This is a genomic window from Lentzea sp., assembly GCF_035525475.1.
Taxonomy (GTDB): domain Bacteria; phylum Actinomycetota; class Actinomycetes; order Mycobacteriales; family Pseudonocardiaceae; genus Lentzea.
Genome location: NZ_DATLEC010000109.1, coordinates 21499 through 44945 on the forward strand (window position 1 = coordinate 21499; position 23447 = coordinate 44945).

General features: G+C 69.6%; 22 protein-coding genes. 7 read left to right on the plus strand and 15 right to left on the minus strand.

The annotated features are described in order from the left end of the window. Positions 1-37: 37 nt before the first annotated feature. Positions 38-796: a zf-HC2 domain-containing protein gene (locus VM306_RS19370; protein ID WP_325516897.1), complete on the minus strand. Its 759-nt coding sequence runs from the start codon at positions 794-796 to the stop codon at positions 38-40. Between the two features lie 206 nt (positions 797-1002). Further along, positions 1003-1752 carry a TetR/AcrR family transcriptional regulator gene (locus VM306_RS19375; protein ID WP_325516899.1) on the minus strand — a complete coding sequence of 250 codons (750 nt, stop codon included), beginning with the start codon at positions 1750-1752 and terminating at the stop codon, positions 1003-1005. Positions 1753-1853: 101 nt separating this feature from the next. On the opposite strand from VM306_RS19375, the gene VM306_RS19380 reads away from it, so the two are divergent. Beyond that, complete coding sequence (locus tag VM306_RS19380) at positions 1854-2804, plus strand: ATP-binding cassette domain-containing protein (protein WP_325516901.1); 951 nt, start codon at positions 1854-1856, stop codon at positions 2802-2804. Then, positions 2801-3580, plus strand: a complete 780-nt coding sequence (locus VM306_RS19385) for an ABC transporter permease (RefSeq protein ID WP_325516903.1) — start codon at positions 2801-2803, stop codon at positions 3578-3580. The genes VM306_RS19380 and VM306_RS19385 overlap by 4 nt, the downstream gene beginning before the upstream one ends. Here VM306_RS19385 and VM306_RS19390 read toward each other — a convergent pair. Genes VM306_RS19390 through VM306_RS19400 form a run of 3 tightly spaced genes read right to left on the minus strand, consistent with a single transcriptional unit; the run spans position 3497 to position 6569 of the window. Beyond that, complete coding sequence (locus VM306_RS19390) at positions 3497-4240, minus strand: lipopolysaccharide kinase InaA family protein (protein ID WP_325516905.1); 744 nt, start codon at positions 4238-4240, stop codon at positions 3497-3499. The genes VM306_RS19385 and VM306_RS19390 overlap by 84 nt on opposite strands. Further along, entirely contained in the window at positions 4206-5681 is a 1476-nt protein-coding gene (locus tag VM306_RS19395) for a carboxylesterase/lipase family protein (RefSeq protein WP_325516907.1), read from the minus strand. Before VM306_RS19395 ends, VM306_RS19390 begins: the two co-directional genes overlap by 35 nt. Positions 5682-5714: 33 nt before the next feature. Next, positions 5715-6569, minus strand: a complete 855-nt coding sequence (locus VM306_RS19400) for a bile acid:sodium symporter family protein (protein WP_325516909.1) — start codon at positions 6567-6569, stop codon at positions 5715-5717. Positions 6570-6712: 143 nt separating this feature from the next. Between VM306_RS19400 and VM306_RS19405 the strand changes: the two genes are divergently transcribed. Beyond that, complete coding sequence (locus tag VM306_RS19405; RefSeq protein WP_325516911.1) at positions 6713-7315, plus strand: NmrA family NAD(P)-binding protein; 603 nt, start codon at positions 6713-6715, stop codon at positions 7313-7315. A 6-nt stretch (positions 7316-7321) separates the two neighbouring features. Here the strand turns inward: VM306_RS19405 and VM306_RS19410 are convergent, their stop codons facing one another. From VM306_RS19410 to VM306_RS19450, 9 genes are all read right to left on the minus strand, one after another. Then, positions 7322-8335 (minus strand): MFS transporter, encoded by a 1014-nt coding sequence (locus VM306_RS19410; protein WP_325516913.1) that lies wholly within the window; start codon positions 8333-8335, stop codon positions 7322-7324. Between the two features lie 163 nt (positions 8336-8498). Further along, the gene (locus tag VM306_RS19415; protein ID WP_414672415.1) at positions 8499-9833 is read right to left on the minus strand and encodes a cellulose binding domain-containing protein; all 1335 of its coding nucleotides are present in this window, start codon (positions 9831-9833) and stop codon (positions 8499-8501) included. 180 nt (positions 9834-10013) lie between these two features. Next, positions 10014-10325 carry a hypothetical protein gene (locus tag VM306_RS19420; RefSeq protein ID WP_325516915.1) on the minus strand — a complete coding sequence of 104 codons (312 nt, stop codon included), beginning with the start codon at positions 10323-10325 and terminating at the stop codon, positions 10014-10016. Then, complete coding sequence (locus VM306_RS19425; protein ID WP_325516917.1) at positions 10322-11578, minus strand: choice-of-anchor P family protein; 1257 nt, start codon at positions 11576-11578, stop codon at positions 10322-10324. The genes VM306_RS19420 and VM306_RS19425 overlap by 4 nt, the downstream gene beginning before the upstream one ends. Further along, positions 11575-12228: an ABC transporter ATP-binding protein gene (locus VM306_RS19430; protein ID WP_325516919.1), complete on the minus strand. Its 654-nt coding sequence runs from the start codon at positions 12226-12228 to the stop codon at positions 11575-11577. The genes VM306_RS19425 and VM306_RS19430 overlap by 4 nt, the downstream gene beginning before the upstream one ends. Further along, positions 12225-12917, minus strand: coding sequence for an ABC transporter ATP-binding protein (locus VM306_RS19435; RefSeq protein ID WP_325516921.1), 693 nt, complete (start codon positions 12915-12917; stop codon positions 12225-12227). Before VM306_RS19435 ends, VM306_RS19430 begins: the two co-directional genes overlap by 4 nt. Continuing rightward, positions 12914-14731, minus strand: coding sequence for an ABC transporter permease (locus VM306_RS19440; protein ID WP_325516923.1), 1818 nt, complete (start codon positions 14729-14731; stop codon positions 12914-12916). The genes VM306_RS19435 and VM306_RS19440 overlap by 4 nt, the downstream gene beginning before the upstream one ends. After that, entirely contained in the window at positions 14728-16131 is a 1404-nt protein-coding gene (locus tag VM306_RS19445) for an ABC transporter substrate-binding protein (protein WP_325516925.1), read from the minus strand. The genes VM306_RS19440 and VM306_RS19445 overlap by 4 nt, the downstream gene beginning before the upstream one ends. Before the next feature lie 142 nt (positions 16132-16273). Then, positions 16274-17065, minus strand: coding sequence for an SGNH/GDSL hydrolase family protein (locus tag VM306_RS19450; protein WP_325516927.1), 792 nt, complete (start codon positions 17063-17065; stop codon positions 16274-16276). Between the two features lie 115 nt (positions 17066-17180). Here VM306_RS19450 and VM306_RS19455 point away from each other — a divergent pair, with 115 nt between their 5' ends. The 4 genes from VM306_RS19455 (at position 17181) to ilvD (ending at position 22730) form a co-directional block, all read left to right on the plus strand. Next, positions 17181-18098, plus strand: a complete 918-nt coding sequence (locus tag VM306_RS19455; RefSeq protein ID WP_325516929.1) for a DUF4142 domain-containing protein — start codon at positions 17181-17183, stop codon at positions 18096-18098. A gap of 92 nt (positions 18099-18190) precedes the next feature. After that, entirely contained in the window at positions 18191-19666 is a 1476-nt protein-coding gene (locus VM306_RS19460) for a DUF1996 domain-containing protein (protein ID WP_325516931.1), read from the plus strand. 174 nt (positions 19667-19840) lie between these two features. Beyond that, positions 19841-21013, plus strand: a complete 1173-nt coding sequence (locus VM306_RS19465) for an alginate lyase family protein (RefSeq protein WP_325516933.1) — start codon at positions 19841-19843, stop codon at positions 21011-21013. A 19-nt stretch (positions 21014-21032) separates the two neighbouring features. Next, the gene (gene ilvD / locus VM306_RS19470; RefSeq protein ID WP_325516935.1) at positions 21033-22730 is read left to right on the plus strand and encodes a dihydroxy-acid dehydratase; all 1698 of its coding nucleotides are present in this window, start codon (positions 21033-21035) and stop codon (positions 22728-22730) included. A gap of 73 nt (positions 22731-22803) precedes the next feature. Here the strand turns inward: ilvD and VM306_RS19475 are convergent, their stop codons facing one another. Further along, positions 22804-23274: a VOC family protein gene (locus tag VM306_RS19475; RefSeq protein WP_414672416.1), complete on the minus strand. Its 471-nt coding sequence runs from the start codon at positions 23272-23274 to the stop codon at positions 22804-22806. Between the last annotated feature and the right edge of the window lie 173 nt (positions 23275-23447).

Here is a 23447-nt window from a genome sequence, read left to right on the forward strand (position 1 = left end):
CGAGGAATCCGGGCCCTTCGGCTGTTCTTCCGTCCTCTTACAGGTTCGCCACCACGAACGCCTTGCCGTCCGCGGTCTCGACGGAGATCGACTTCACCTCGTCCGGCGACACGCTGACCATGCCCCGCACCTCGGAGCCCTCGAGCCGCTGCTTCTCGGTCGTGGTCCAGGCGAAGGCCTCTGTCCTCGTGCCGTCCTTGCCGACCACGACCAGCTTGCACTTCTGCGCGGCCGGCAGACCGTCGATGTCCGCCGTGACCAGGTAACGGTCCTGTGATGACGGCGCGATCTCCGCCACCAACCTGATCGCCCCCGCCGTGGCCTCGCCCGTGCGAGTCGCGGCGATGTTCGATCCCGGTGCCTCGTTGTTCTGGACGAGCACCGCGGCGCCCCCGAACGCGACCACCGCGGCTACCGCCGCGGCGACGAGATAGCCCGGCCACCGCCGGGGCTTGGCGTGCTGCGGTTCGGGGAGGTCCTCCACCGGCCGCGGACTGGCTCTCGGGCTCGGTTCGGCCACCCGCGGCTGCGGGATGGCCGACTCCTGCCTGATCTGCCGCAGCGTGCGCTGCAGCACCAGGTCCGACGGCTTGGGCAGGTCGTCCTCGAGCTCGTGCAGGAATGCCTCGCGAGGCACCTCGTCGAGCGCTGTGCGGATCCGGTGGAAGTCGGCGACCTGCGCACGGCAGGACGGACAGCCCCTCAGGTGCTGCTCCACGCCAAAGCTCTCGTGCGCGTCCAGAACGCCGAGCGCGTAGCAGCCAAGGGTGACCGCGTCGTGCGCGCCAGCTGTCATACGACCTCCTCGTCGTCCCGATTCGACCCCCGCGGCGAAACGGTGTCACAAGGAAAACGGGCAGATAGGAGTGGTTGGTTCAGCCCGCGAACGAGTTCATTCTGATTGCGCATAACAATGGCATTACGTGACCGTGCGACAGTGGTTCAGACCTTCGCTGAGCTGTGCTTTTCACCTGATCGGACGACTCAAGGCGTCGCGAACGGCTACAGGCACGTAGATGGACGAACTGGTGGTCGTTCCACGGATTCGACGAACGCCTGGAGGCCGTCCAGGACGCGTGCCAGACCGAACTCGAACTCGTCCAGCGGCCGTTCGAAGCCGCCGGAGTTCCAGATGTGCGTCATCATCGGCAGCCGGTCAGGGGTGAAGTGCTCCCACAGCGCCTCCCTGCCGTACCACCAGTCCTCCTCGGAGACACCGGTGTCGCGTTCGGCCTGCACGCGGTCCGCCATCGTGCGGCCGACGCCGTCGACGAAGTGGCTGACCGTCGTCACCACCGAGACGATCTCCTCCGGCCGCAGCCCCAGCTCCGACACCGCGGCGTACGCGGCGTCCTGACGCGTCATCGCCCGCGGGCCCGGCATCCGGCGCGACGTCGTCAGCTGCAGCATCCACGGGTGCGCGCGGTACATCGCCCACTTCTGCCGCGCGAAGAACTCCAGGCCCTCGCGCCACGGGCCCTTCGGGGTGTGCTCGGTCTCGCCCCACACCGCGTCGACCATCAGGTCGAGCAGCTCGGACTTGCCGGGGACGTGCCGGTAGAGCGACATCGCGGTGTTGCCGAGCGTCTCGGCGACCCGGCGCATGGTGAGCGCGTCGACCCCTTCGGCGTCGGCCACCTCGATCGCCGCCTCGACCACGCGCGCCTGGCTCAGCGCGGCCTTCGGTCCCCTCGTCGGCTCGGCCTGCGGCTCCCACAGCAGCCGCACGCTGCGATCCCGGTCGCTCTTCACCCAGCCCCCTCTTTCACAAACTCCTTGTCTGTGAATCCTAGAACCGTGTACAACGTATACCTCGCTTACTTTGTACACAGTTCAGACACGGGGGTGGAGTCGTGGGACACGCGGTGCTCGCGGAAGGCCTGCGCAAGAGGTTCGGGGACAACTGGGCGCTGGACGGGTTCGACCTGGCGGTGCCCGCCGGAACGGTGTGCGGGCTGCTCGGCCCGAACGGCGCCGGCAAGACGACGGCGGTGCGCATCCTGGCCACGCTGCTGCGCCTGGACGGCGGCCGGGCCGAGGTCGCGGGTCACGACGTGGCGCGCGAGGCGCCGGCCGTGCGCCGCCAGGTCGCGTTGAACGGCCAGCAGTCGACGGTCGACGACGTGCTGACCGGCAAGGAGAACCTGGTGATGTGGGGCAGGCTCTACCACCTGTCGCGGCACCAGGCGTCGCGGCGGGCCGACGAGCTGCTGGAGCAGTTCGGGCTGACCGACGCGGCGGACAGGCGCGTCAAGCACTACTCGGGCGGCATGCGGCGGCGCCTGGACCTGGCGTCGAGCTTCGTCATGCGGCCGTCGGTGCTGTTCCTCGACGAGCCGACCACCGGGCTCGACCCGCGCAACCGCGGCGAGGTGTGGCGCGAGGTGAAGCGGGTCGTCGCGGAGGGGACGACGGTCCTGCTCACCACCCAGTACCTCGACGAGGCCGACCAGCTCGCGGACCAGATCGTCGTGATGGACACCGGCCGCGTGGCCGCCCAGGGCACGCCGGAGGGGCTCAAGGCGAAGCTCGGCGGCGACCGGATCGAGGTCGTGGTCCGCAACGCCGAGGAGCTGCCGGTCGTGCGCGACGTGCTCGGGCCCGACGCCGAGGTGGACCAGGACGCGTTCCGGGTGAGCGCGGCGGTGGCCGACCGGGTCGCGGCGCTGACGCGGGTGACGTCGGCGCTGGCGTCCAAGGGAGTCGAGGCGGAGGACATCGCCCTGCGACGGCCGACGCTGGACGAGGTCTTCCTCGCGATCACCGGCCACAAGGCCGTCGAGACCTCGGGGGCGGGCGCATGAGGTACGCGGTGGTCGACTCGTGGGTCGTGGCGAAGCGCGACCTGATCCACTGGGTGCGCGAACCGGTCAGGGTGTTCGCGAACCTCGCCTACCCCGTCATCTCGGTGCTGATCTTCGGACTCGTGTTCGGCAGCGCGATGAACGTCTTCGGCGGCGGCGACTACATCGAGTTCCTGCTGCCGGGCATGTTCGGCCAGACCATCGCGTTCGGTGTCGGCAGCACGCTGCTGATGGTGTCGATGGACGCCGACCGGGGCGTCACGGACCGGTTCCGCGCCTCGCCGATGTCGCAGACCGGTGTGGTGGCCGGGCGCAGCATCGCGGACCTGGTGAACTCGTCGCTGGAGCTGCTGGTGCTCGCGCTGTGCGGCCTGGTGATCGGCTGGTCGTTCCACGGCGGGCCGGTCAACGCGCTGGTGGCGTTCGCGTTGTTCCTGTGGCTGCGGTTCGCGCTGGTGTGGGTCGGCATCTACGTGGGCCTGCTGGTCAAGCCGGAGGCCGCGCAGGCGTCGTGGATGTTCCTGTTCCCGCTGACGATGTTCGCGAACACGTTCGTCTCCCCGGAGCTGATGCCGGGCTGGCTGCGGGTCGTCGCGGAGTGGAACCCGCTGTCGTCGACCGTGGCGGCGGCGCGGGAGCTGTTCGGCAACCCCGGTGTCGGCGGTGACTCGTGGGCCGCGCAGAACTCGGTGCTACTGGCCGTGCTGTGGCCCGCCGTGTTCGTGGCGATCTTTTGGCCGCTGTCGGTGCTGAGGTACCGCGACCTCAGCCGTTAGGAAGGCGGTCCGGAACTGGTCGGCGAGCCACCGCGCGAGGAGCCGCCGCCAGTTCCGGACCCTGGCCAGCTGCTCCGGCCGCAACGTCCTGTCGTTCTCCCACTGCCGCCAGTCCTCGCTCGCGAGCCAGCCGATGCAGCCCGCGATCCTGTGCACGCGCAACAGGTTCAGGTCCGGCATGTGGCCGTACCCGTCCCAGAAGGCTTGCGGCAGCACGGTTCCGTGCAGGTAGAGGTGCTCCTCGAACGCGGCGAGCTCGTCGAGCGGGTTGCCCTGTCCCGGGTTGTCCCAGTCGATCAGCGTGGCCCTCCCGTCGCCGCCGACGATGATGTTGTGGAGGTTCACGTCGTTGTGCAGCAGGCCGACGCGGTGGATCTTCCCGAACGCCAGGCCGATGGCCCGCCAGACCTCTTCGGACACCGGCAGCGCCTCGGCCAGCGTCCTGCCCTCGACGTACTCGACGAGCACGTCGCCGCGTCCGTTGTGGGCGAGGACCTCCGGCGCGCCGGGCACCACGAACTTCGGCAGGTCGCGGGCCACCTTCGGTTGCCGCAGCACGGCTTTGCGCCCGTCGGCGAGGGTCACCAGGTGCAGCACGTTGGTGAGTCCCTCGCCGGCGAGCGGCTCAACGCTCCTGGCGTTCTCCAGCTGCCGGAACACTCGCACTCCACAGGTCGCAGTGGTCGTCGGTCCGCCCCACCGGCTCGCTGGCGAACACCTCGACCCCGTTCCTCGACCAGCCGGGGTGCCCGGTCGCCGCGAACCGCGTCCAGGCCCCGGTCATCCGGTCCGCCAGCCGCCGCTGTGCCGGGGTCAGCTCGACGTCGCCGAAGTCCACCGTGAACGGCAGTTCCGAGGAATGGTAGGCGCCGTAAGGGAACGGCGGGAGCCCGGGGAAGACCATCGGCGGGTCCGGCTCGGCGAACTCGTACCCGAACGCCCTGGTCTGCACGCGGAGTTCATTCGTCGTGCAGACGCTGGTCATGTCGGTGAGCGCGGCGGCGAGCCGCACGCGTTCGTCGCCCCCTCGCGGCGGGTAGGCGGCGAGGATCCGCTGCGCCTTCGCCGCGCCGAAGCCGCCCGTGAGAGCCTGCTCGTACCCGGCGGCGTCGAGCACCGGGTAGTACATCGCGACGAACACCGTCAGCTCGTCACGCGTGGTCCCGGCGAGCACAGGGATCTTGTGGAACCGGCCTTCGCGGAGCGCCGTGACCGGGTTGTCCGGCAACGCCTCCGTGCCGTACGCGGGTGAGGAGAACGACGGCGTCAGCGCTTTCACCTGCTGCACCGTGAGCTGCCGCAGACACGGGATGTCCGTGCAGCCGTGCGGCGCCTGCGCACCGGCTCGTTCGACGTCCGCCCGCTCGACCCAGGTGTGCTGGACCCGGTTCTCCCCTGCCGGGAGGCCGAGCTGGCAGGGTCCGCTCTGGATGATCGCGCGGTGGAAGAGCCCCTGAGTCCTGGGCGAGGTCAGCTGGGCACACGTCGACAGGCCACCCGCCGACGCTCCGAACAGCGTGACGTTGTGCGGGTCGCCGCCGAACTGCCGGATGTTGCGCTGGACCCATTCGAGCGCGGCCTGCTGGTCGCGCAGCCCGAACGCGCCGGAGCCCTCCAGCCCGGGAAAGCCGAAGTACCCGAACGCGCCGAGCCGGTAGTTGACGGTGACGACGACGGAACCGTTGCGCACCAACCGGTCCATGCTGTAGTCGGAGCCGGCGCCGCTGGTGAAGCCGCCGCCGTGCAGCCAGACCATGACAGGCCGGTTCGCTGCTTTGAGCGGCGTGGAGACGGTGAGGTAGAGGCAGTCCTCGCTGTCGCCGGCGGGACTGCCGAGCCCTTCGTCCTGGGCGCAGCGCGGGCCCGGCTCGGTCGCGGCGAGAACTCCCCGCCAGGGCCGTGCGGGCCGCGGGTCGCGCCACCGGTCGTCCCCTGTGGGCGGTGCGGCGAAGGGAATGCCCTGGAACGAGCGCTGGGCGTCGGTGATGGTTCCCGACACGAATCCGGTGTCGGTGCGGACGGTGGTTCCCGCGGCGTGCGCGGCGGGAACAGCGGTTGCGGCAACGAGGACGGCCGCTATCAGAGTTGTGGTCGAACGCATGTCACGATCAACCTAGCAACCGCCGCACACTTTTTACACCACGGCTTTGCTGCGGGACAACAACCGAGCCGCCACCGCCGCCGGCAGGTACATCAGCACGCCGTAGACCGCGGGCGGGACCGCCATCGTCTCGTCGTTCAGCACCGTCAGCGCCAACGTGATCGCGATCGTGGCGTTGTGGATGCCGATCTCCATGGCGCTCGCGATCGCCTGGCCGCGCTCGACCTTGAACGCCTTGGGCACGTAGTAGCCGATCAGCAGGCTGAAGACGCTCAGCAGCAACGCCACCGGCCCGAGCGTCGCGACGTTGTCGATCAGCTGCCGGTAGGCCTGCGTGATCGCGGCGATGATCACGAGCACCAGCACGACGACCGACGCGATGCGCACCGGGTCGTTCATCCTCAGCGCCCACGCCTCGAACCTGCGGCGCACCAGCATGCCGATCGCCACCGGCACCAGCACGATCGCGAACACCTGCACGAACTTCGCCGGCTGCAACCCGACCGCGGCGTCGTCCGCCATGAAGTGCGCCATGCTCAGGCCGACCACGAGCGGCAGCGTGAACACCGCGAGCACCGAGTTGATCGCCGTGAGGGTGATGTTGAGCGCCACGTCCCCGCCGGCGAGGTGGCTGAAGAGGTTCGCCGACGTGCCGCCGGGGGACGCGACGAGCAGCATCATGCCGACCGCCAGCGCTCCCTCGAGCCCGAAGGCGAGCACGAGCCCGAGGCAGATCGCCGGCAGCACGACCACCTGGCAGACCAGGGCGATCACGGCCGCTTTCGGGTACTTCGCGACCCTGGCGAAGTCCCCGGCGGTGAGCGTCAGGCCGAGGCCGAACATCACCAGGGCCAGCGCCAGTGGCAGGAAGATCTGGACGACGAGCACGGCGGCCTCCGCGGATGTCCGGCTTGTGCAATTTGATCTGTTCGGAAGATCCTGGCGTTACGCCCGGCTCGACGGAATCGACCAGGTGGCGGCAGCACGACCCCCAGGTGTGATAGTTCTGTAGAAACCCTTCTGGGGGCAGAATGAAGACCGCGGTGGTGACCGGGGCGACCGGCAGGCAGGGCGGCGCCGTGACGCGGCACCTCGTGGCGGCCGGCTGGGAGGTCCGCGCGGTGACCCGCGACCCGGCAGCGGAGGTCCCCGGCGCGTCGGTCGTCGTGGCCGACCAGGGCTCGCCGGAGTCGTTGACCCGCGCTTTCGCCGGTGCGGACGCGGTGTTCAGCGTGCAGCCGGCACCGCACGACCCCCGCGCTCCGCAGGGCTACTCCCCCGCCGTCGAGACGCGGTGGGGCCGCAACGTCGCCGACGCCGCCCTGGCCGCGGGCGTCTCGCACCTCGTGTACGCGTCGCTGGTGGCCGCGCGGGACAGGACCGGCGTGGCGTCGTTCGACAGCAAGTTCGAGGTGGAGCAGCACATCGCGGGCATCGGCGTGCCCACGACCGTGCTGCGCCCGACGACGTTCATGGACGGCCTGTACGCGCCCGGCCTGCCGAAGCTGACCCACCTCCTGCACCCGGCGGTCCGCTACCACCTGGTCGCGGTGGACGACATCGGCGCGATCGCCGCCGCCGTCCTCGCGGATCCCGGCCGCTTCGCCGCGTTCCTGGCCGAGAAACGCCGCTGACCGCGCTCATCGACGCCAGACGACCACCGCCACCACCAGGACCGCCACTCCGATGCCGAAGGCTGCTCCGAACACCCACAACCCGTAGAGGGCGAACGCCACCATCTCCGACCCGATCGCGGCGACGGACGTGACGGTCGCACGCGCGTCCGACTCGATCCGGTGCTGCAACTCGGTTTCCACGTGCACCAGCACGAACCGGTAGAGGCCGTAGAACAGTCCCAGCAGGACGATCGCCACCGGCACGGCCAGCGCGGCCGCCGCGATCAGCATGAGTCCGGACGCGAACAGCACCCAGCCGCGGAACGGCAACCGGCCGGCCAGCGAGGCACCGGCCGCGCCCACCAGCGGAACGCCGATCGTCGCCAGCGGCACCCACGCCGTCGGCACGTGCCAGTCCTGGACCAGCAGCGTGAAGTACTCCTCCATCGTGTCGATCGAGTACACCAACGCCACGGCGAGCACCGCGCGTCTGATCGGCACGGCCTCGCGCAGGCCGGTCAGGAGAGTCGCGAGGTACCCGGGTCCGTCATCGCCGGACCCGCGTTCCGGTTCCGGGAAACCCAGCGCGATCACCGACGACGCCAGGCACATCGCGACGGAGATCCACCCGGCAAGCCGGTAGCCACCGAGGGAGAACAGCACCGTGGCCACGACCGCGACCGGCACCTGGGCGATCAGCTCGATGGTGTCCACGCGGGCGTTCAGGCGTCCGTACAGGTCCTCGTCGCCGTTGGCCGCGAGTCCGTCGTAGAGCAGCGCCTCGAACGCGCCGGACTGCAGCGTGCCGCCCAGTCCCCACAGGACGAACCCGGCGGCGAAGCCCCAGAACGACGGGAACACCACCCAGGTCGCGTATCCGCAGGCCTGCAGCACACCGGAGGCGACCATCGAGCTCCGCCGCGAGAACCGGTCGGCGATGGCGCCGGAGGGCACCTCGAAGACGACCGCGGTCAGCGACCAGATGGCGAACAACGCCGAGATCTGGGCGTCCGACAGCCCGCTGTCGGCGAAGAGCAACGCGTACAGCGCGTAGATGGGGATGAGGTGCGAACACCACGCCCACGCCGTCGCGGTCCGGGACAGATCAGTCGAGGATCAATGTCGTCGTCGCATGGCACAAGGGTAAGCCGCCAGCGCCACTGAATAAATGGCGCTGACGGCTCAGGGGTGGTGCGGTCGATCAGAAGCCGGCGGTGATCTTCGTGAACGCCAGCTCGGCCTGCCCGATGCCGGAGCAGCCCGCCGAGACCTGACCGTCGCAGCCGCCGCGGTCGCGGTTGACCGACCAGAAGGCCAGCCGTCCGAGGCCGTTCGACTTCGACCAGTCGCGGATCGCGGTCCAGTCGTCCACGGTGGTCAGCTCGCGCTGGTCCGAGAGACCGTTCATGCCGGAGATGCCGACGTGCTTGAACGCCTCGGCGTCGCTCCAGCCGAACGTCGACTTCAGCTTGTTCTTGAGCCCGGTGGCCGCGCCGATCGTGTCGGTGCGGATGTTCGAGCTGCCGAAGTCGAACGGCATGATCGTGAACACGTCGATGTTCGCGTTCAGGGCCTTGGCCTGGTCGATCAGGCGAGCGCCGTAGTAGTTCGGCCCGGTGGTGCCGGTGCCGAACGTGACGATCGTCTGGATGCCGGGGTTGTTCTGCTTGACGATCTTCAACGCGGTCAGGATCCGGTCCTGGACCGTCGCGTTCTCGAACTCGTCCGAGTTCTCGATGTCGATGTCGATCGCCTTCAGGCCGTAGGCGTTGATGACCTGCTGGTAGGCGCCGGCCAAAGCCTCCGGCGTCGAGCAGTTCGGGCCCAGCTTGTTGCCGCTCCAGCCACCGAACGACGGCACGATGTCACCACCGGCCGCGCGGATGGCGTTGATCGTCTGCTGGTCGACGCCCCCGGTCAGCGGACGCGTGCCGTCCCACGAGGGACTGCAGCCGCCGCCGGACAGGACGAACGCCAGCGTGAACCACTTGACACCGGTGGAGCGCATGACGTCGGTCGCGTTCTGCGGGTTGCCCCAGCCCAGGTACAGGTAGGGCGCGCCACGACCGTTGCCGGGCAACGGCGGGTTCGACGTCGTGGTGGTCGTCGTGGTCGTGGTGGTGGTCGTCGGCGGGTTTCCACCGTCGCACGAGCCACCGTTGACCTTGCAGTTGGAGGGGCTGCCACCCGAGCCGCGCACGGTGAAGCCGAAGCTCACCGAGCCGCCGACGGGCACGGTGCCGTTCCAGGTGTTGCGGACAGTGATGTTCTGCCCGTTCGCGGCGTAGCTGCCGTCCCACAACGACGCGATGCTCTGCCCGCCCGGGAGCGTGAACTCGACGGTCCACGACGAGAGAGCGGAGCCACCGCTGTTGGAGATGGTGTACTTGGCCTCGTAGCCGCTGCCCCAGTCCGACGTCTTGGTGAACGCCGCCGTCACACCGGTCGCGCCGCTCGCGGGAGCGGCGAGAACACCTCCGACCACGGTCGCCATCGCGACAGCCGCGGCCAGGAACTGCCAGCGGAACTTCTTCATTGCACTCCGTTCACGTGCAGGGGGTACGTGACGGGGTGCACGTTAACTGGTCTAAACCACTCGTTCAAGGGGATGAACCGGACACCGGGAAGCGTCCCAGGAGAACGGTTCCACGAATGGTCCACTTGGAACGGTGTCTGGATCACGACCGGCGGAAGTCGCTGAGCTGCGCGGAACCGGTTACGCGTTCTGGTCCGCCCGGTCAGCCGCCCGCTCCTCCAACAGCTGCAACAACGCGTACGTGGTCTGCCGCTGCTCCTCGACAAGTTTGGTCAACCAAGATCCGAAGTAGAGGAACCCGCCGATCCCGATCAGCCCGAGCCCGAGCACCCCGCCGGAGACCACGTACGGGATCTGCTCCCACACGTACCCGGTGTGCGCGACTCCCCACCACGCGAAGAGGATCGCCGCGATGCCCGCCGTCATCAGCAGGGTGCCCACGAGCCCGAGTCCGCTGCGCATCCGTGCGCGGCGCCGGTCCTGAATGGTCATGGCTTCACCCGCAGGTCGGGGACACCGGTCGGGTGTCCGGAGGGGCAGGGCGCGCCGCCCAGCAGGAACGTGCCGAACGACTTCATGCCGAACGCTCCCAGAGCGGCGACTCCGAGGCCCGCGACGACCAGCAACGCCGGTACGCCGGGGAAGTCGAGCAGTGAGCCCGTGCGGGTGCGTGCGTTCGCCACCGGCGTCACGGACTTGGGTGGTGTCACGCCGGCCACCGGCGGCGAGCCGGGTACGTCGCCGACCGGCGCCGCGGCGTCCGGTGGCGGTGGTGCCACGGGGGCGACCGGGGCCGGGGCGTCGGGTGGGGTCAGGGCCGAGGAGGCGGAGGCGTTGGCCACGGCCTCGGTGTCGCCGACGATGACCTCCAGCTTGCGCAACGGGGTGAGCAGTGGCGCGAGTTCCTTGGGCAGCAGTGGTGTCAGGATGCCGTCGAGGATTCCGCCGAGGCCGAGTTCGGCGCGCAGCACGGTCACGTCGACGGTGAGCTTGAGGCCGCGGCTGGTCGAGGTCGCCGAGGTGCCTTCGAGTTTCGTGGCCGCGGACGGCCAGGTCAGCGTCACTCCCAGCGGTTCCAACGCTTTCAGCAGTCCATCCGGGGGCGCGGCTGGTGACGGCACGGGGAACTTCTGGCCCAGCACGGTGATCTCGGCGATCGCGAACGTGCTGGTGCCGCTGCCTTTGCTGCCGTCGCTCACCGCGACGGACTCGAACCGGACACCCGACAGCACCACCAGGCCGGACAGCAGCGTGATCGTCTGCGCGGACGACACGGCGGTGGACCGCGCCTCGGAGCCGGACGCCGTGCTGACGCTGGAGGACGCGAGACCCTCGGCGGTGAGCACGAACGGCACCTCTTGACGCGCGCCGGCGAACGACTCGGCCTTCGAAGCGTTCGCGGAGGCCTTCATGCCCGACTTCGACTCGTCGGCCGGGCCGCCGGGGTGTGCCGCGTTGACCTGGATCGGGTACGCGAAGCCCAGCAGCTGCGGCAGGCCGGTGCCCACGGCGGCGCCCGGCCACAGCGAGCTCGCCACCGACCGTCCGATCGGACCGGCGCCCAGCTCGGTCTGGGTGTAGGAGAGGTGGACCTCGCCCTGCGGTTCCGCAGGCACCGGGAGCAGGTCGGTCGTCAGCAGCACCGACACGGGTGCCGCGCGGGACGACAGCGTGAACCCGCCGATGTCGGCCCGCGCGGGGGCCGGGGACAGCAGGAGCAGCAGGAGCACTAGCGCGTACCTCATGACGCCCCTCCGAAGTAGACGGTGGCGAGGTCCTCGCCGGCGGCGATCTCGCCGTGCGCCATCACGACCACCTGGTCGGCCACGGCGGAGGCGGTCTCGGCGAACTGCTCGACGACCAGCATCGTGACGCCGGACGACGCCAGCTCCGCGACGACCTCGTACAGCTCGGCGACGATCACCGGGGCGAGTCCCATGGACAGCTCGTCGATCACCAGCACGGCCGGGTCGGTGATCAGCGCGCGGGAGAACGCCAGCATCTGCTGCTCGCCGCCGGACATCGAGCCCGCGAGCTGTCGTTGCCGTGCCTCGAGCTTCGGGAACCGCTCGTAGACGACGCCGGGGTCGCCGCGCATGAGCCGCAGGTTCTCCGCGACGGTGAGGTTCGGGAAGATCGCCCGGCCTTCCGGGATCGTGCACAGGCCGGCGCGCGCCAGCTCGTCGGGCGCGGCGTCGTTGACGTGCACCCCGCCGAGGTGGACGTGCCCGCTCGACGCCCGCAGCTGTCCACTCAGGACCTTCACCAGCGTCGACTTGCCCGCGCCGTTCGGGCCGAGCAACGCGGTGACGGTGCCGCGCGGCACGTTCAGCGAGACCCCGCGCAGCACCTCGATGCGGCCGTAGCCGGCGTGGACGTCCATCAGGTCGATCATCCGAGGTACGCCTCCCGCACACCCTCGTGCGCGCGGACGACGTCCGGCGTGCCGGACACCAGCAACCGGCCGAGGTTCAGCACGTGCACGGTGTCGCAGTAGCCCATCACGAGGTCCATGTCGTGCTCGACCAGGACCACCGAACGGCCCTCCGCGCCCAGTTCCCGCAGCAGCTCGCCGAACGCGTCCGTCTCGGCGCGGTCGAGCCCCGACGACGGCTCGTCGAGCAGCAACAGGCTCGGGTCGGTGGCCAGCGCGCGGGCCAGCTCCAGCAGCCGGGCGGCACCGGTCGGGACGGTGTCGGCCTGGCTGGCGGAGAACTCCGCGATGCCGACCCTGTCCAGCAGCTCCGCTGCCAGTCGGGACGGCCGGCGGCGGCTTTCCAGCGCCACCACCACGTTCTCCCGGACGGTCAGCGACCCGAAGACCTCCAGGCGCTGGAACGTCCGCGCCACGCCCATCCTCGACCGCTGGTGCGGGCCCTTCGCGGTGATGTCCGCGTCGTCGAGCAGCACCCTGCCCGCCGACGGTGTGCGCAGGCCGCTGACCACGTCGAACAACGTCGTCTTGCCCGCGCCGTTGGGGCCGATCAGGCCGGTGACACCGGGGTCGACCTTCAACGTCACGTCGTCGACCGCGGTCACCTCGCCGAAGCGGACCGTCACGCCCTCCACCCGCAGCGTGCTCATGCGCGCCGCCGGGTCCAGGCTCGGAACAACCAGCTGACCAACCCGTTGGGGTCGCGGGAAAGGCCTGCCGCCGCGATGCCGAGCAGCACCACCGCCACCCCCGCGAACGCCGGGAAACCGCTCTGCAGCACCGGGAGCAGCATCAGCAGCATCCCGCCGAGCAACGCGCCCGACACCGACGTCACCCCGGCGATCACCGCGAACAGCAGCAACGGCAGGTTGTTGAACAGCTGGAAGTCGCTGGCCGCCACGGTCTCGCGCAGCTGGGCGAAGAGCCCGCCCGCCAGTCCCGCGATCCCCGCCGACAACGCGAACACGCCGACCCGGATCCAGCGCACGTTCATCCCGAGCGTCGCGCAGGCAGCCGAGCTGTCCTTGACCGCGATCATCCTGCGCCCCAGCCGGCCGCGCCGCACCGCCAGCACCCCCACGCCGACCAGCACGAACACCCCGGCCACCAGCAGCAGCTGCGCGGTCGCCGACCCGATCAGCCGCGGCACCTGAAGGCTCCCCCGCACCCCGAACGCGATCGGCGACTGCAGCACCAGCTTGTCCATCAGCTGCGCGAACCCCAGCGTCGCCAGCGCCAGGTAGAGGCCGCTCACCCGCAACACCGTCAACGCGATGAGCGCGCCGACCGCGGCGGCCACGAGCGCACCGGCCAGCAGGGTCACCGGCGAGGGTGACCCCAGCCGCGCCACCGTCACCGCGCCCACGCCGACGAACGTGAACTGCCCGAGCGACACCACCCCGCCGTACCCGGTGAGCAGCACCATCGACAGCAGCACGATCCCGAACACCAGTCCCAGCGCGAGCTGCCCGGCCACCACCGAGTCGACCAGCAGCGCGAGCACCACGACCACGCCCGCGAACACCCCCGCGCCGACACCGGTCGTCAGGGCGTCCGGCACGGCCATCCCGCGAGATCCCCGCACACCACCGATCCGCAACGGCGACTGCGGCATCGCGAGCAGCACGACGAACAGCAGCAACGCGGGAATCGCCGCGCGGAACGCGATCCAGCCCGGCGACGACGGCAGGTACGCGACGGCGTAGGACTGCACCAGCCCGAGGCCGAGCGCGCCCACGAACGTCCACGGCAGACTGCGCAACCGTCCGACCAACGCCGCCGTGTACGCCGTGATCACCAGCAACGTCATCGTCACGTAGTCGAGCTGCACGACCGGCGTCAGCAGGATCCCGCCCAATGCCGCGAGCGCCGACCCGATCGCCCAGCTCAACGCCGACAACCGGTGCGGCCGCGTCCCGTACAGCGACGCCAGCTCCGGCGCGTCGACGCAGGCCCGCATCGCGAGCCCGGTGCGCGTCCGGTTCAGCAGCACGTACAACCCGCCCGCCACCAGCACCGCGCACGCCAGCGTCACCAGGTCGTGCCCGCTGACGTACGACTGTCCGATGTGGATGCCGTGCTCGTCGAGGAACGGCCGCACCGGACGGGCCTGCGGCGGCCAGATCACCTGCGCCACCCCGATCAGCCCTACCAGCACGCCCACACCCGCGACCAGCGTGATGCCGACCGGCGCGCCCGCGAGCCTGCGCATCACGAACCGTTCGACCACCAGCCCGAACACCGGCGCGCACACGCCGACCACGAGCAGCAGCGCGAGCCATTGCGGCAGACCGCGGTTCTCGGCGAGCTCCCAGTAGAGGAACGCCATGACCATGCCGATCGCGCCGTGGCCGACGTTGAACACCTTGGAGGTGCTGTAGGTGAGCACGAGACCGCCCGCGACCACCGCGTACGCACCACCGGTGACGAGCCCGAAGACGGTGTAGGCGAGGAGAGCGGTCATCCACCGACTCCCGTGTCGATCAACGACCCGCACGAGTACCCGGACGCGGGTGCCAGCCGCGACCACGCCCCGCCCTTCAGCCGCACCAGCGTCATGCAGGCGGAAGTGCGTTTGCCGCCCACGTCCTGCGGCGCGACCATCCCCTCGGCGGTGAAGTCGTGCACGCCGCGGATCGCCTCGACGACCGCCTTGCGCGTCAGCTGCGGCCCGACCTTCGCCGCGGTCTGGACGAACAACCTCGCCGCGGCCCAGGCGAACATGCCGAAGTACGAGGGCGCGGCGCCGGGCGCCACCCGTCCCAGCCACTGCTTGTACAGCGACACCTGGGCGTTGTTCTCCTCGAACAACGCGCCGTTCGTGTAGACCACGGTGCCGTCGACCGCCGCGCCGCCCTGCTTCAGGTACTGCGGGTCGTAGGCGCTCGGGTCGGTGATGAACGCCTCCGGCGTGAACCCCTGCTGCCGCATGGCCTGCTGCAACCGCACCGCGTACTGCGCCGACCCGATCCAGTAGACGATCTTGGTGCCGGTCTCCTTGAGCTTCGCCACGTACGGCGCGTAGTTGACGTCGGTGATGTCGATGGCCTGCGAGTACACGAACCTGATCCCGCGCGCCTCGGCGGCCTTCTGCATGCTCTTGGCGTTCTGCGCGCTCGCGTCGGCGTTGAGGTAGAGGTAGGCCGCGGCGCCGATCCCGCCGGGGAAGCTCGACCTGACCAGGTCGGGTCCCGCCGACGACACCAGGTTCACGACGTTGGACGCGACGCCGAAGCTGACCGGCGTGCGCTGCCGTTGCGCGGTGACCGTCGAGGCCCGCAGGTCGGGGATCCCGCACCCGGCCGCCGCCGGTCCGCCGCCCTGGTCGAACGCCGACATCGACCCGACGAGCGCGAACGCCTGCTCACAGGCCTGTGAGGTGGCCTGCTGGTCGCCACCGCTGTCGGTGCGGGAGTCGAACGAGACGAGCTTGAGCTTGCGCCCGCAGATCGCGCCCTGGGTGGCGTTGAAGTACTCGACGAACGCCTTGGTGGCCTGCTGCGCGGACTGGAAGATGCCGGGCACCGGCCCGCTGATGTCGGAGATGTTGGCGATGGTGATCTCGCCCGCGGTGACGCCCTTGTCCGTGGCGCCACCGGTCCCCTGGCACGCGGCCGCGAGGCTGCCCGGCGGGTTCGGCTGCTTGTTCGGCTGCTGCGGGTTGGTCGCGCCCTGCTGGCCGGCGGTGCCCTCGCTGCCGGGCTGCGCGGCGCCTTCCTCCTCCGGCACCACGCCCTGCCCGGTGCCCGTTCCTCCTCCGGGCACGACCAGTGCGGCGCGTTGCTCGTCGGTGAGCCTGCTTCCGCAGCCCGCGAGCAACGCGCAGATCACCACCACCGGGATCAACGCGGTCCTGCGACGCATGCAAACGGACGCTAGGGCACTGCATCAATCCAGGCCGGGCCTCCGACCTGCGTTTTCACCCGGCTGGCCGACACGATTTCTAGAACACGTTCTATCTGCAAACAATCACGCCGGAAAGCGTCACCAAACGGCACTTGCGTCGTTATTCGGCGCTGTTGCGAGGAACACGTTCTACCCAAGAGGGCGGTCGCAGCTCCGGCCAGCGCGGCTGGATCACGTCGCCCGACGACTCACCCCGGACCCGACGCACCACCCACGGCACGACGTGCTCGCGCGCCCACTTCCAGTTCTCGGCCCGCTGGATCCGCCGGTCGACCGACGGGGCGATGCCGAGCACCGCGCGGGTCAGCTCGTGCGAGACGCCGAGGCCGTCCAGCACGGAGATCGCGACCTCGGTGTGCCCGAGGGAGTTGAGGTGCAGCCGGTCCGCGGACCACATGCGACGGTCGCGCAGCTGACGCATGTTCCACATGTCGCCCAGCACGCACGAGTACTCGTCCGCGATCGCGCGCACGTGCTCGTTGTAGATGGCCACCCGGCCGCGCATCTTGCGGAACACCGGGTCGTCCCCGCCGTCGACGCCCGTGAAGAGGATGACCCTGGCACCGGAGTTCACCAGCAAAGCCACGGCCGCGCGATACGCGCGCATGAGGGCGTCGATGTTCACCTTGGGCCGCATGAGGTCGTTCCCGCCCGCGTAGAGCGAGACGAGGTCGGGCTTCATCGCGAGCGCGCGCTCCAGCTGCTCACGGAGGACCTGCGGCAGCAACCGTCCCCGCACGGCCAGGTTGGCGTAGGCGAACTCGGGATCGGCGGTGCCGAGGACCTCGGCGACCTGGTCGGCCCAGCCTCGCACACCGTTCGGACGACTGGCGTCGTCGTCGCCCACTCCCTCGGTGAACGAGTCCCCCAACGCCACAAAACGCTTGCTCATGCTCAGGACCTTATGTCGTGCATTCGGACGCGGGTTGCGCGGGGTTTGATAACGGTTCGGCAACGGAGGCGTCTCAAACTGAGGCACCACACCATTCCTGGCCGTACTCCAGTTCGTGCGACTCCCCATCGACTTGGCGAAGCCGACGCGACTGCTGGTCGCGGTGGCGGGCTGTGCGCTGGCCGTGCTGCTGAGCACCGGGGACGCGATCGGCCAGCCCAGCACCCCTTCGACCCCCGTCTCGACCCCGCCGCCCGGAAGTGCCGGAACGGGTGACGAGGTCGTGCAGACGCAGTGGGGTCCGCTCGGACCTGCCGACCGGGACTTCATGAACCGGGTCAAGCAGGCGGGGCTGTGGGAGAAGCCGGCCGGGGAGAAGGGCAAGGCCAAGAGGGCGGACCAGCCCAAGATCCAGGAGGCGTGCAAGCACCTCATCGAGGGGCACACGCTGCTGGACAACGTCGTGAACCGCGCGGGCGTCCTGCTCGGTCACACGCTGCCGTCGGAAGCCACCGACGAGCAGAAGGGCTGGCTCGCCGAGATGGACGCGGCGAACGGCGACGAGTTCGACGCCGTCTTCGCCAACCGGCTCCGCGCGGCGCACGGCAAGGTCTACGCCTATGCCGCGCAGATCCGGGCGGGCACCAAGAACGAGCTCATCCGCATCCTCTCCACGCAAGCGATGATCACCGTCTTCGACCACATGAAGGTGCTCGAGGACACCGGTCGCGTCGACTTCACCGGACTGGAGTCACCGCAACCGCTGGCGCCGCCCACGAACAGCACCGCGGACACGGGAACTCCCGATCCGAGCGGCGACCAGGCAGCGGACGAGTCGACCAACCCGACCGAGGGCGTGATCCCGACCGTGCCGGACGGCACCAGGTTCACCCGCACCGCGGAACAAGGCGTGTTCGGTGACAACAACGGCGTCTTCTTCGGCGCGATCGCGGTGCTCGCGCTCGCACTGGTGGGAATGCGGCTGATATCCCGGCAGAAGAAGAAAACTCGGCGGAAATCCCGTTCGTACTGAAAAACCGCACAAACCCAGCTCCAACCGAGAAATAGCGGCTCACCGCCGTCAGCTCCACCATGCCGTTTTATCGGACTACTACGAGGTGGCACATGGCTATTCACCGGAGGAAATCCACGATCTGGCTCACCGCGGCCGCGGCCGCGATGGCCGTGGTCGCTGGCGGTGCCGCGGTGGTGGCCATCAGTTCTTCTGATGGCGCCGCGCTCGCCGACGGAGCGGACAAGAGCTTGTTCGTCGACATCACCAAGGTGAAGCCGAACGTCAAGAAGCCGAAGCCCGAGAACGACGCCACCACGGGTACGTTCACGGTGAACTGCGGCCGCAACGAGAACGGGCACTTCAACCCGGACAACTTCATCGCGCAGCCCGGCGTCCGCAACGGCGCCCAGCACCTGCACGACTACGTCGGCAACCTGTCGACGAACGCGGACTCGAACAACAAGTCGCTCGCGAAGGCCGGCACGACGTGCCGCAACGGTGACAAGTCCGCCTACTTCTGGCCCGTCGTCCGCATCATCGACGAGGAGGAAGAGGAAGCCGCCGCCGAGCCGGCGGAGCAGGCCCCGCCGAAGAAGGACGACAAGGCCCAGCAGGACAAGGACAAGGCCGACAAGGCGGCTGCCCGCCTCGAGTGCCCCGACGTCGCCTCGCTGCTCCCCGAGGACGTGCCGGAAGCCGCCCAGGCGGAGATCGACAAAGAACTCGAGAACATCGAGAAGGTGACCGAGGAGGCCGAGAAGAAGGTCGACGCCACCAAGGCCCAGGACCGCGACAACGTCATCGTCGGCCCGACGCGCGAGAAGCGCGCCGCGATCCTGAACCGGATGATGCTGGCGTTCAGCCGCCAGGGCAAGCAGGCCCCCGACCTCAACCCGGCCGCCGCCTGCGCCGTGAAGGACCAGGCCCAGGGCGAGCAGGGCCTCGACAACGGCAGCGAGAACAGCGACGCCGCCCAGGCAGAGGGCACGGAGCAGAAGAAGCAGCAGAACAACGCCGAGGAGAACAACGAGAACGAGCTCGAGGGCAACGAGGGCGAGATCCAGCGCCCCGCCGTCGTCGACCTGCAGTTCCGCGGCAGCCCGACCGGCAAGGTCGTCGCGATGCCGAAGTTCCTCCGCGTGCTCTACGGCGACGCCAAGGCCGGCCAGAACGGCCCGAAGAACGCCAAGGCCTCCTGGACCTGCACGGGCTTCGAGGACAAGGTGCTGATGGACAAGTACCCCATCTGCCCGCAGGGCTCGAAGGTCAAGCGCGTCCACGACTTCCCGAGCTGCTGGGACGGCAAGAACATCGACTCCGAGAAGCACCGCGAGCACATCGTCTACCCGGACCCCAACACCGGCAAGTGCCAGCAGGGCTTCAAGGCCGTTCCCCAGCTGCGCATCTCGCTGACCTACAACATCCCGCTCGACGTCCAGAAGGCAGGCCGCTACCTGGTCGACTCCTTCCCGGAGGAGGAGCACAACCCGCTCACCGACCACGACGACTTCGCGAACGTGATGTCGCAGAAGATCATGAACCGCCTCGTCAACTGCGTGAACTCGGGCAAGAAGTGCCGCGAGTGACGCTCTGACCACGTCGTTCGGATCGACGGAAGTTCCCCGGTGCACCTCCCGCGCACCGGGGAACTTCCGTTGTGCGGACTGATTTCCGGTTCACAGGCGTGAACCGGTTCACCGACGTGAACGTTGTTCCGGAATGATTGACCAAAAAGGTATAGACCACTAACACTGGCCATCATGGTCACCCGTTCCTGCGCGGTGCTGATCGCACTGATCGCATCCCTGATCGCCCCGGTCACCGGCCAGTCCGCCTCCGCGGCGCCGGCGACGTTCGCCCACCCCGGAGTCGTGGTCTCCCGTCCCCAGCTGGACTTCGTGCGCGCCAAGGTCCAGGCGGGCGCCCAGCCGTGGACGTCCGCCTACAACGCCATGATGGGCTCGAAGTACGCCGACCTGAACCGCACGCCGAAGCCACGGGCCGTCGTGGAGTGCGGCTCCTACTCCAACCCCAACTACGGTTGCACCGACGAGCGCGAAGACGCCATCGCCGCCTACACCCTGTCGCTCGCCTGGTACATCACGCGCGACACCCGGTACGCGACCAAGGCGATCCAGATCATGGACGCCTGGTCCGCCACGATCCGCGACCACACCAACTCCAACGCCCCGCTGCAGACCGCGTGGTCGGCCAGCAGCTGGCCCAAGGCCGCCGAGATCATCAAGCACGTCTACGGGAACTGGCCGGGCAGCGCCCGGTTCGGCACCATGCTGCGCGACGTCTACCTGCCCGAGATCCAGAACGGCCGTGCGAACACCAACGGCAACTGGGAGCTCAGCATGATGGAGGCCTCGCTCGGCATCTCGGTGTTCCTGGAGGACCGCGCGGCCTACGACAAGGCCGTCGGCATCTTCCGCACGCGCATCCAGGCGTTCATCTACCTGACCACCGACGGCGCGCTGCCCAAGACGCCGCCGGGCAGCGGCATCGACACCAGGGACGAGATCATCTCGTACTGGCACAACCAGTCCACGTTCGTCGACGGGCTCGCCCAGGAGACCTGCCGCGACTTCGCGCACACCGCCTACGGCCTGAGCGCCGCCTCGCACTTCGCCGAGACCGCGCGGCACCAGGGCCAGGACATCTGGGGCGAGATCAAGGACCGGATGCGCCACGCGTGGGGCCTGCACACCAAGTACCAGAACGGGGAGCCGGTGCCGTCGTGGTTCTGCGGCGGGTCGTTCTCCCGCGAGCTCGGGCCGACGTCCGAAATCAGCTTCAACGCCCTGAACACCCGGCTGGGCATCGCGATGTCGAACACCCAGCGCTACACCGAGGCACAGCGTCCACAGGGGACGGACAACCTGTTCATCGCCTGGGAGACCCTCACCCACGCGGCGAACCCGTCCTGACGGGGGCTAGCGTGCCTTCATGACCGAGACACCGGACGTGAAGCCACGCAGCCGCGACGTGACCGACGGCCTGGAGCGCACCGCCGCGCGCGGCATGCTCCGGGCCGTCGGCATGGGAGACGAGGACTGGGAGAAGCCGCAGATCGGCGTCGCCTCGTCCTGGAACGAGATCACGCCGTGCAACCTGCCGCTGGACCGCCTCGCGAAGGCCTCGAAGGACGGCGTGCACGCGGCGGGCGGGTACCCGCTCGAGTTCGGCACGATCTCCGTGTCGGACGGCATCTCCATGGGCCACGAGGGCATGCACTTCTCGCTGGTCTCGCGCGAGGTGATCGCCGACAGCGTCGAGACCGTGATGATGGCCGAGCGCCTGGACGGCTCGGTGCTGCTCGCGGGCTGCGACAAGTCGTTGCCCGGCATGCTGATGGCGGCGGCGCGCCTCGACCTCGCCAGCGTCTTCCTCTACGCCGGCTCGATCCTGCCGGGCCGCGTCACGCTGACCGACGGCACCGAGAAGGAAGTCACGATCATCGACGCGTTCGAGGCCGTCGGGGCCTGTGCGCGCGGGCTGATGAGCCGTGAGGACGTCGACCTGATCGAACGCGCCATCTGCCCCGGCGAGGGCGCGTGCGGCGGCATGTACACGGCGAACACGATGGCCAGCGCGGCCGAGGCCCTGGGCATGTCGCTGCCCGGCAGCGCCGCTCCCCCGGCCACCGACCGCCGCCGCGACGGGTTCGCGCGCAGGTCCGGTCAGGCCGTGGTCGAGATGCTGCGCCGCGGGATCACCGCGCGGCAGATCATGACGCGCGAGGCGTTCGAGAACGCCATCGCCGTCGTGATGGCGTTCGGCGGCTCCACCAACGCCGTGCTGCACCTGCTCGCCATCGCGCACGAGGCCGACGTCGAGCTGTCCCTGGACGACTTCAGCCGCATCGGCGCGCGCGTGCCGCACCTGGCCGACGTGAAGCCGTTCGGGCGCCACGTGATGACCGACGTCGACCGCATCGGCGGCGTGCCCGTGGTGATGAAGGCGCTGCTGGACGCCGGTCTGCTGCACGGCGACTGCCTGACGGTCACCGGCCGCACCGTCGCCGAGAACCTCGCCGACATCGACCCGCCCGACCCGGACGGCCTCGTCCTGCGCGCCCTGGACAAGCCCATCCACCACACCGGCGGCATCACGATCCTGAAGGGCTCGCTGGCCCCCGAGGGCGCCGTGGTCAAGTCCGCGGGCTTCGACTCGGACGTCTTCACCGGCACCGCGCGCGTGTTCGACCGCGAGCGCGCCGCGATGGACGCGCTGGAGGACGGCACCATCACCGCGGGCGACGTCGTGGTGATCCGCTACGAGGGCCCCAAGGGCGGGCCGGGCATGCGCGAGATGCTCGCCATCACCGCGGCGATCAAGGGCGCGGGCCTCGGCAAGGACGTCCTGCTGCTCACCGACGGCCGTTTCTCCGGTGGTACCACGGGGTTGTGCGTGGGCCACGTGGCACCGGAGGCGACCGACGGCGGTCCCATCGCGTTCGTCCGCGACGGCGACCCGATCACGCTCAACGTCGCGACCGGCACGTTGGACGTCGGCGTGGACGCGGCCGAGTTGGCCACCCGCCGGGAGGGCTGGGAGCCGCTGCCCGCGCGCTACCAGCGTGGCGTGCTGGCCAAGTACGCGAAGCTGGTCGGCTCAGCCTCCCAGGGCGCCGTCTGCGGCTGACCCACGTTCCGTTTGGCGCGAACGGGGGGTTCGGGTCGCGTATGCACCCAACCCCCCCCGTTCGCGCCACGGGTCAGTTGAGTTTTTCGGCCAGTGCGACGGCGATGCCGGCGGGGCCGCGGAGGTAGCAGAGCCGGTAGCTGTTCTCGTACCGCACCAGCTCGCCGATGAGTTCGGCGCCGTGTGGCCGCAAGCGGTCGAGGATGTCGTCCATGTCGTCGACCGCGAACATGACGCGGTGTGCGCCGAGCGTGTTCGTCGGAGCGCGCGGGTCGCCGTCTCGGCTCGACGGCGTGTGGTACTTGGTCAGCTCGAGCCGTCCGTGGCCGTCCGGGGTGCGCATCATCGCGATGTCCGAGCGGACTCCCTCAAGCCCGACGAGGCGATCCACAGCGCTGCCCTCGACTGTCGCCTCGCCTTCCAGTTCCAGTCCGAGCTCGACGAAGAACGCCTTCGCGGCCGCGAGGTCGTCGACGACGATGGCGATGTTGTCCAACCGCTGGATCGTCCCGCGCCGAGGGCCGCGCTGGTCGGTGTCGTTCATGATGATCTCCATTCGCGGACCATGTCGTCGTGGAGCGACTTCACGCCGTACTTTGCCACGGTCCTGAGGGACCCCTGCCCCGGTTGGCCGTGCCGCCATCCGGGGCACAGTGCGCGCGAGTTGTGTGGGTGCGCGCGCACCGGGTATTCGCCCTGTCGATGAGCCCCGTGGGA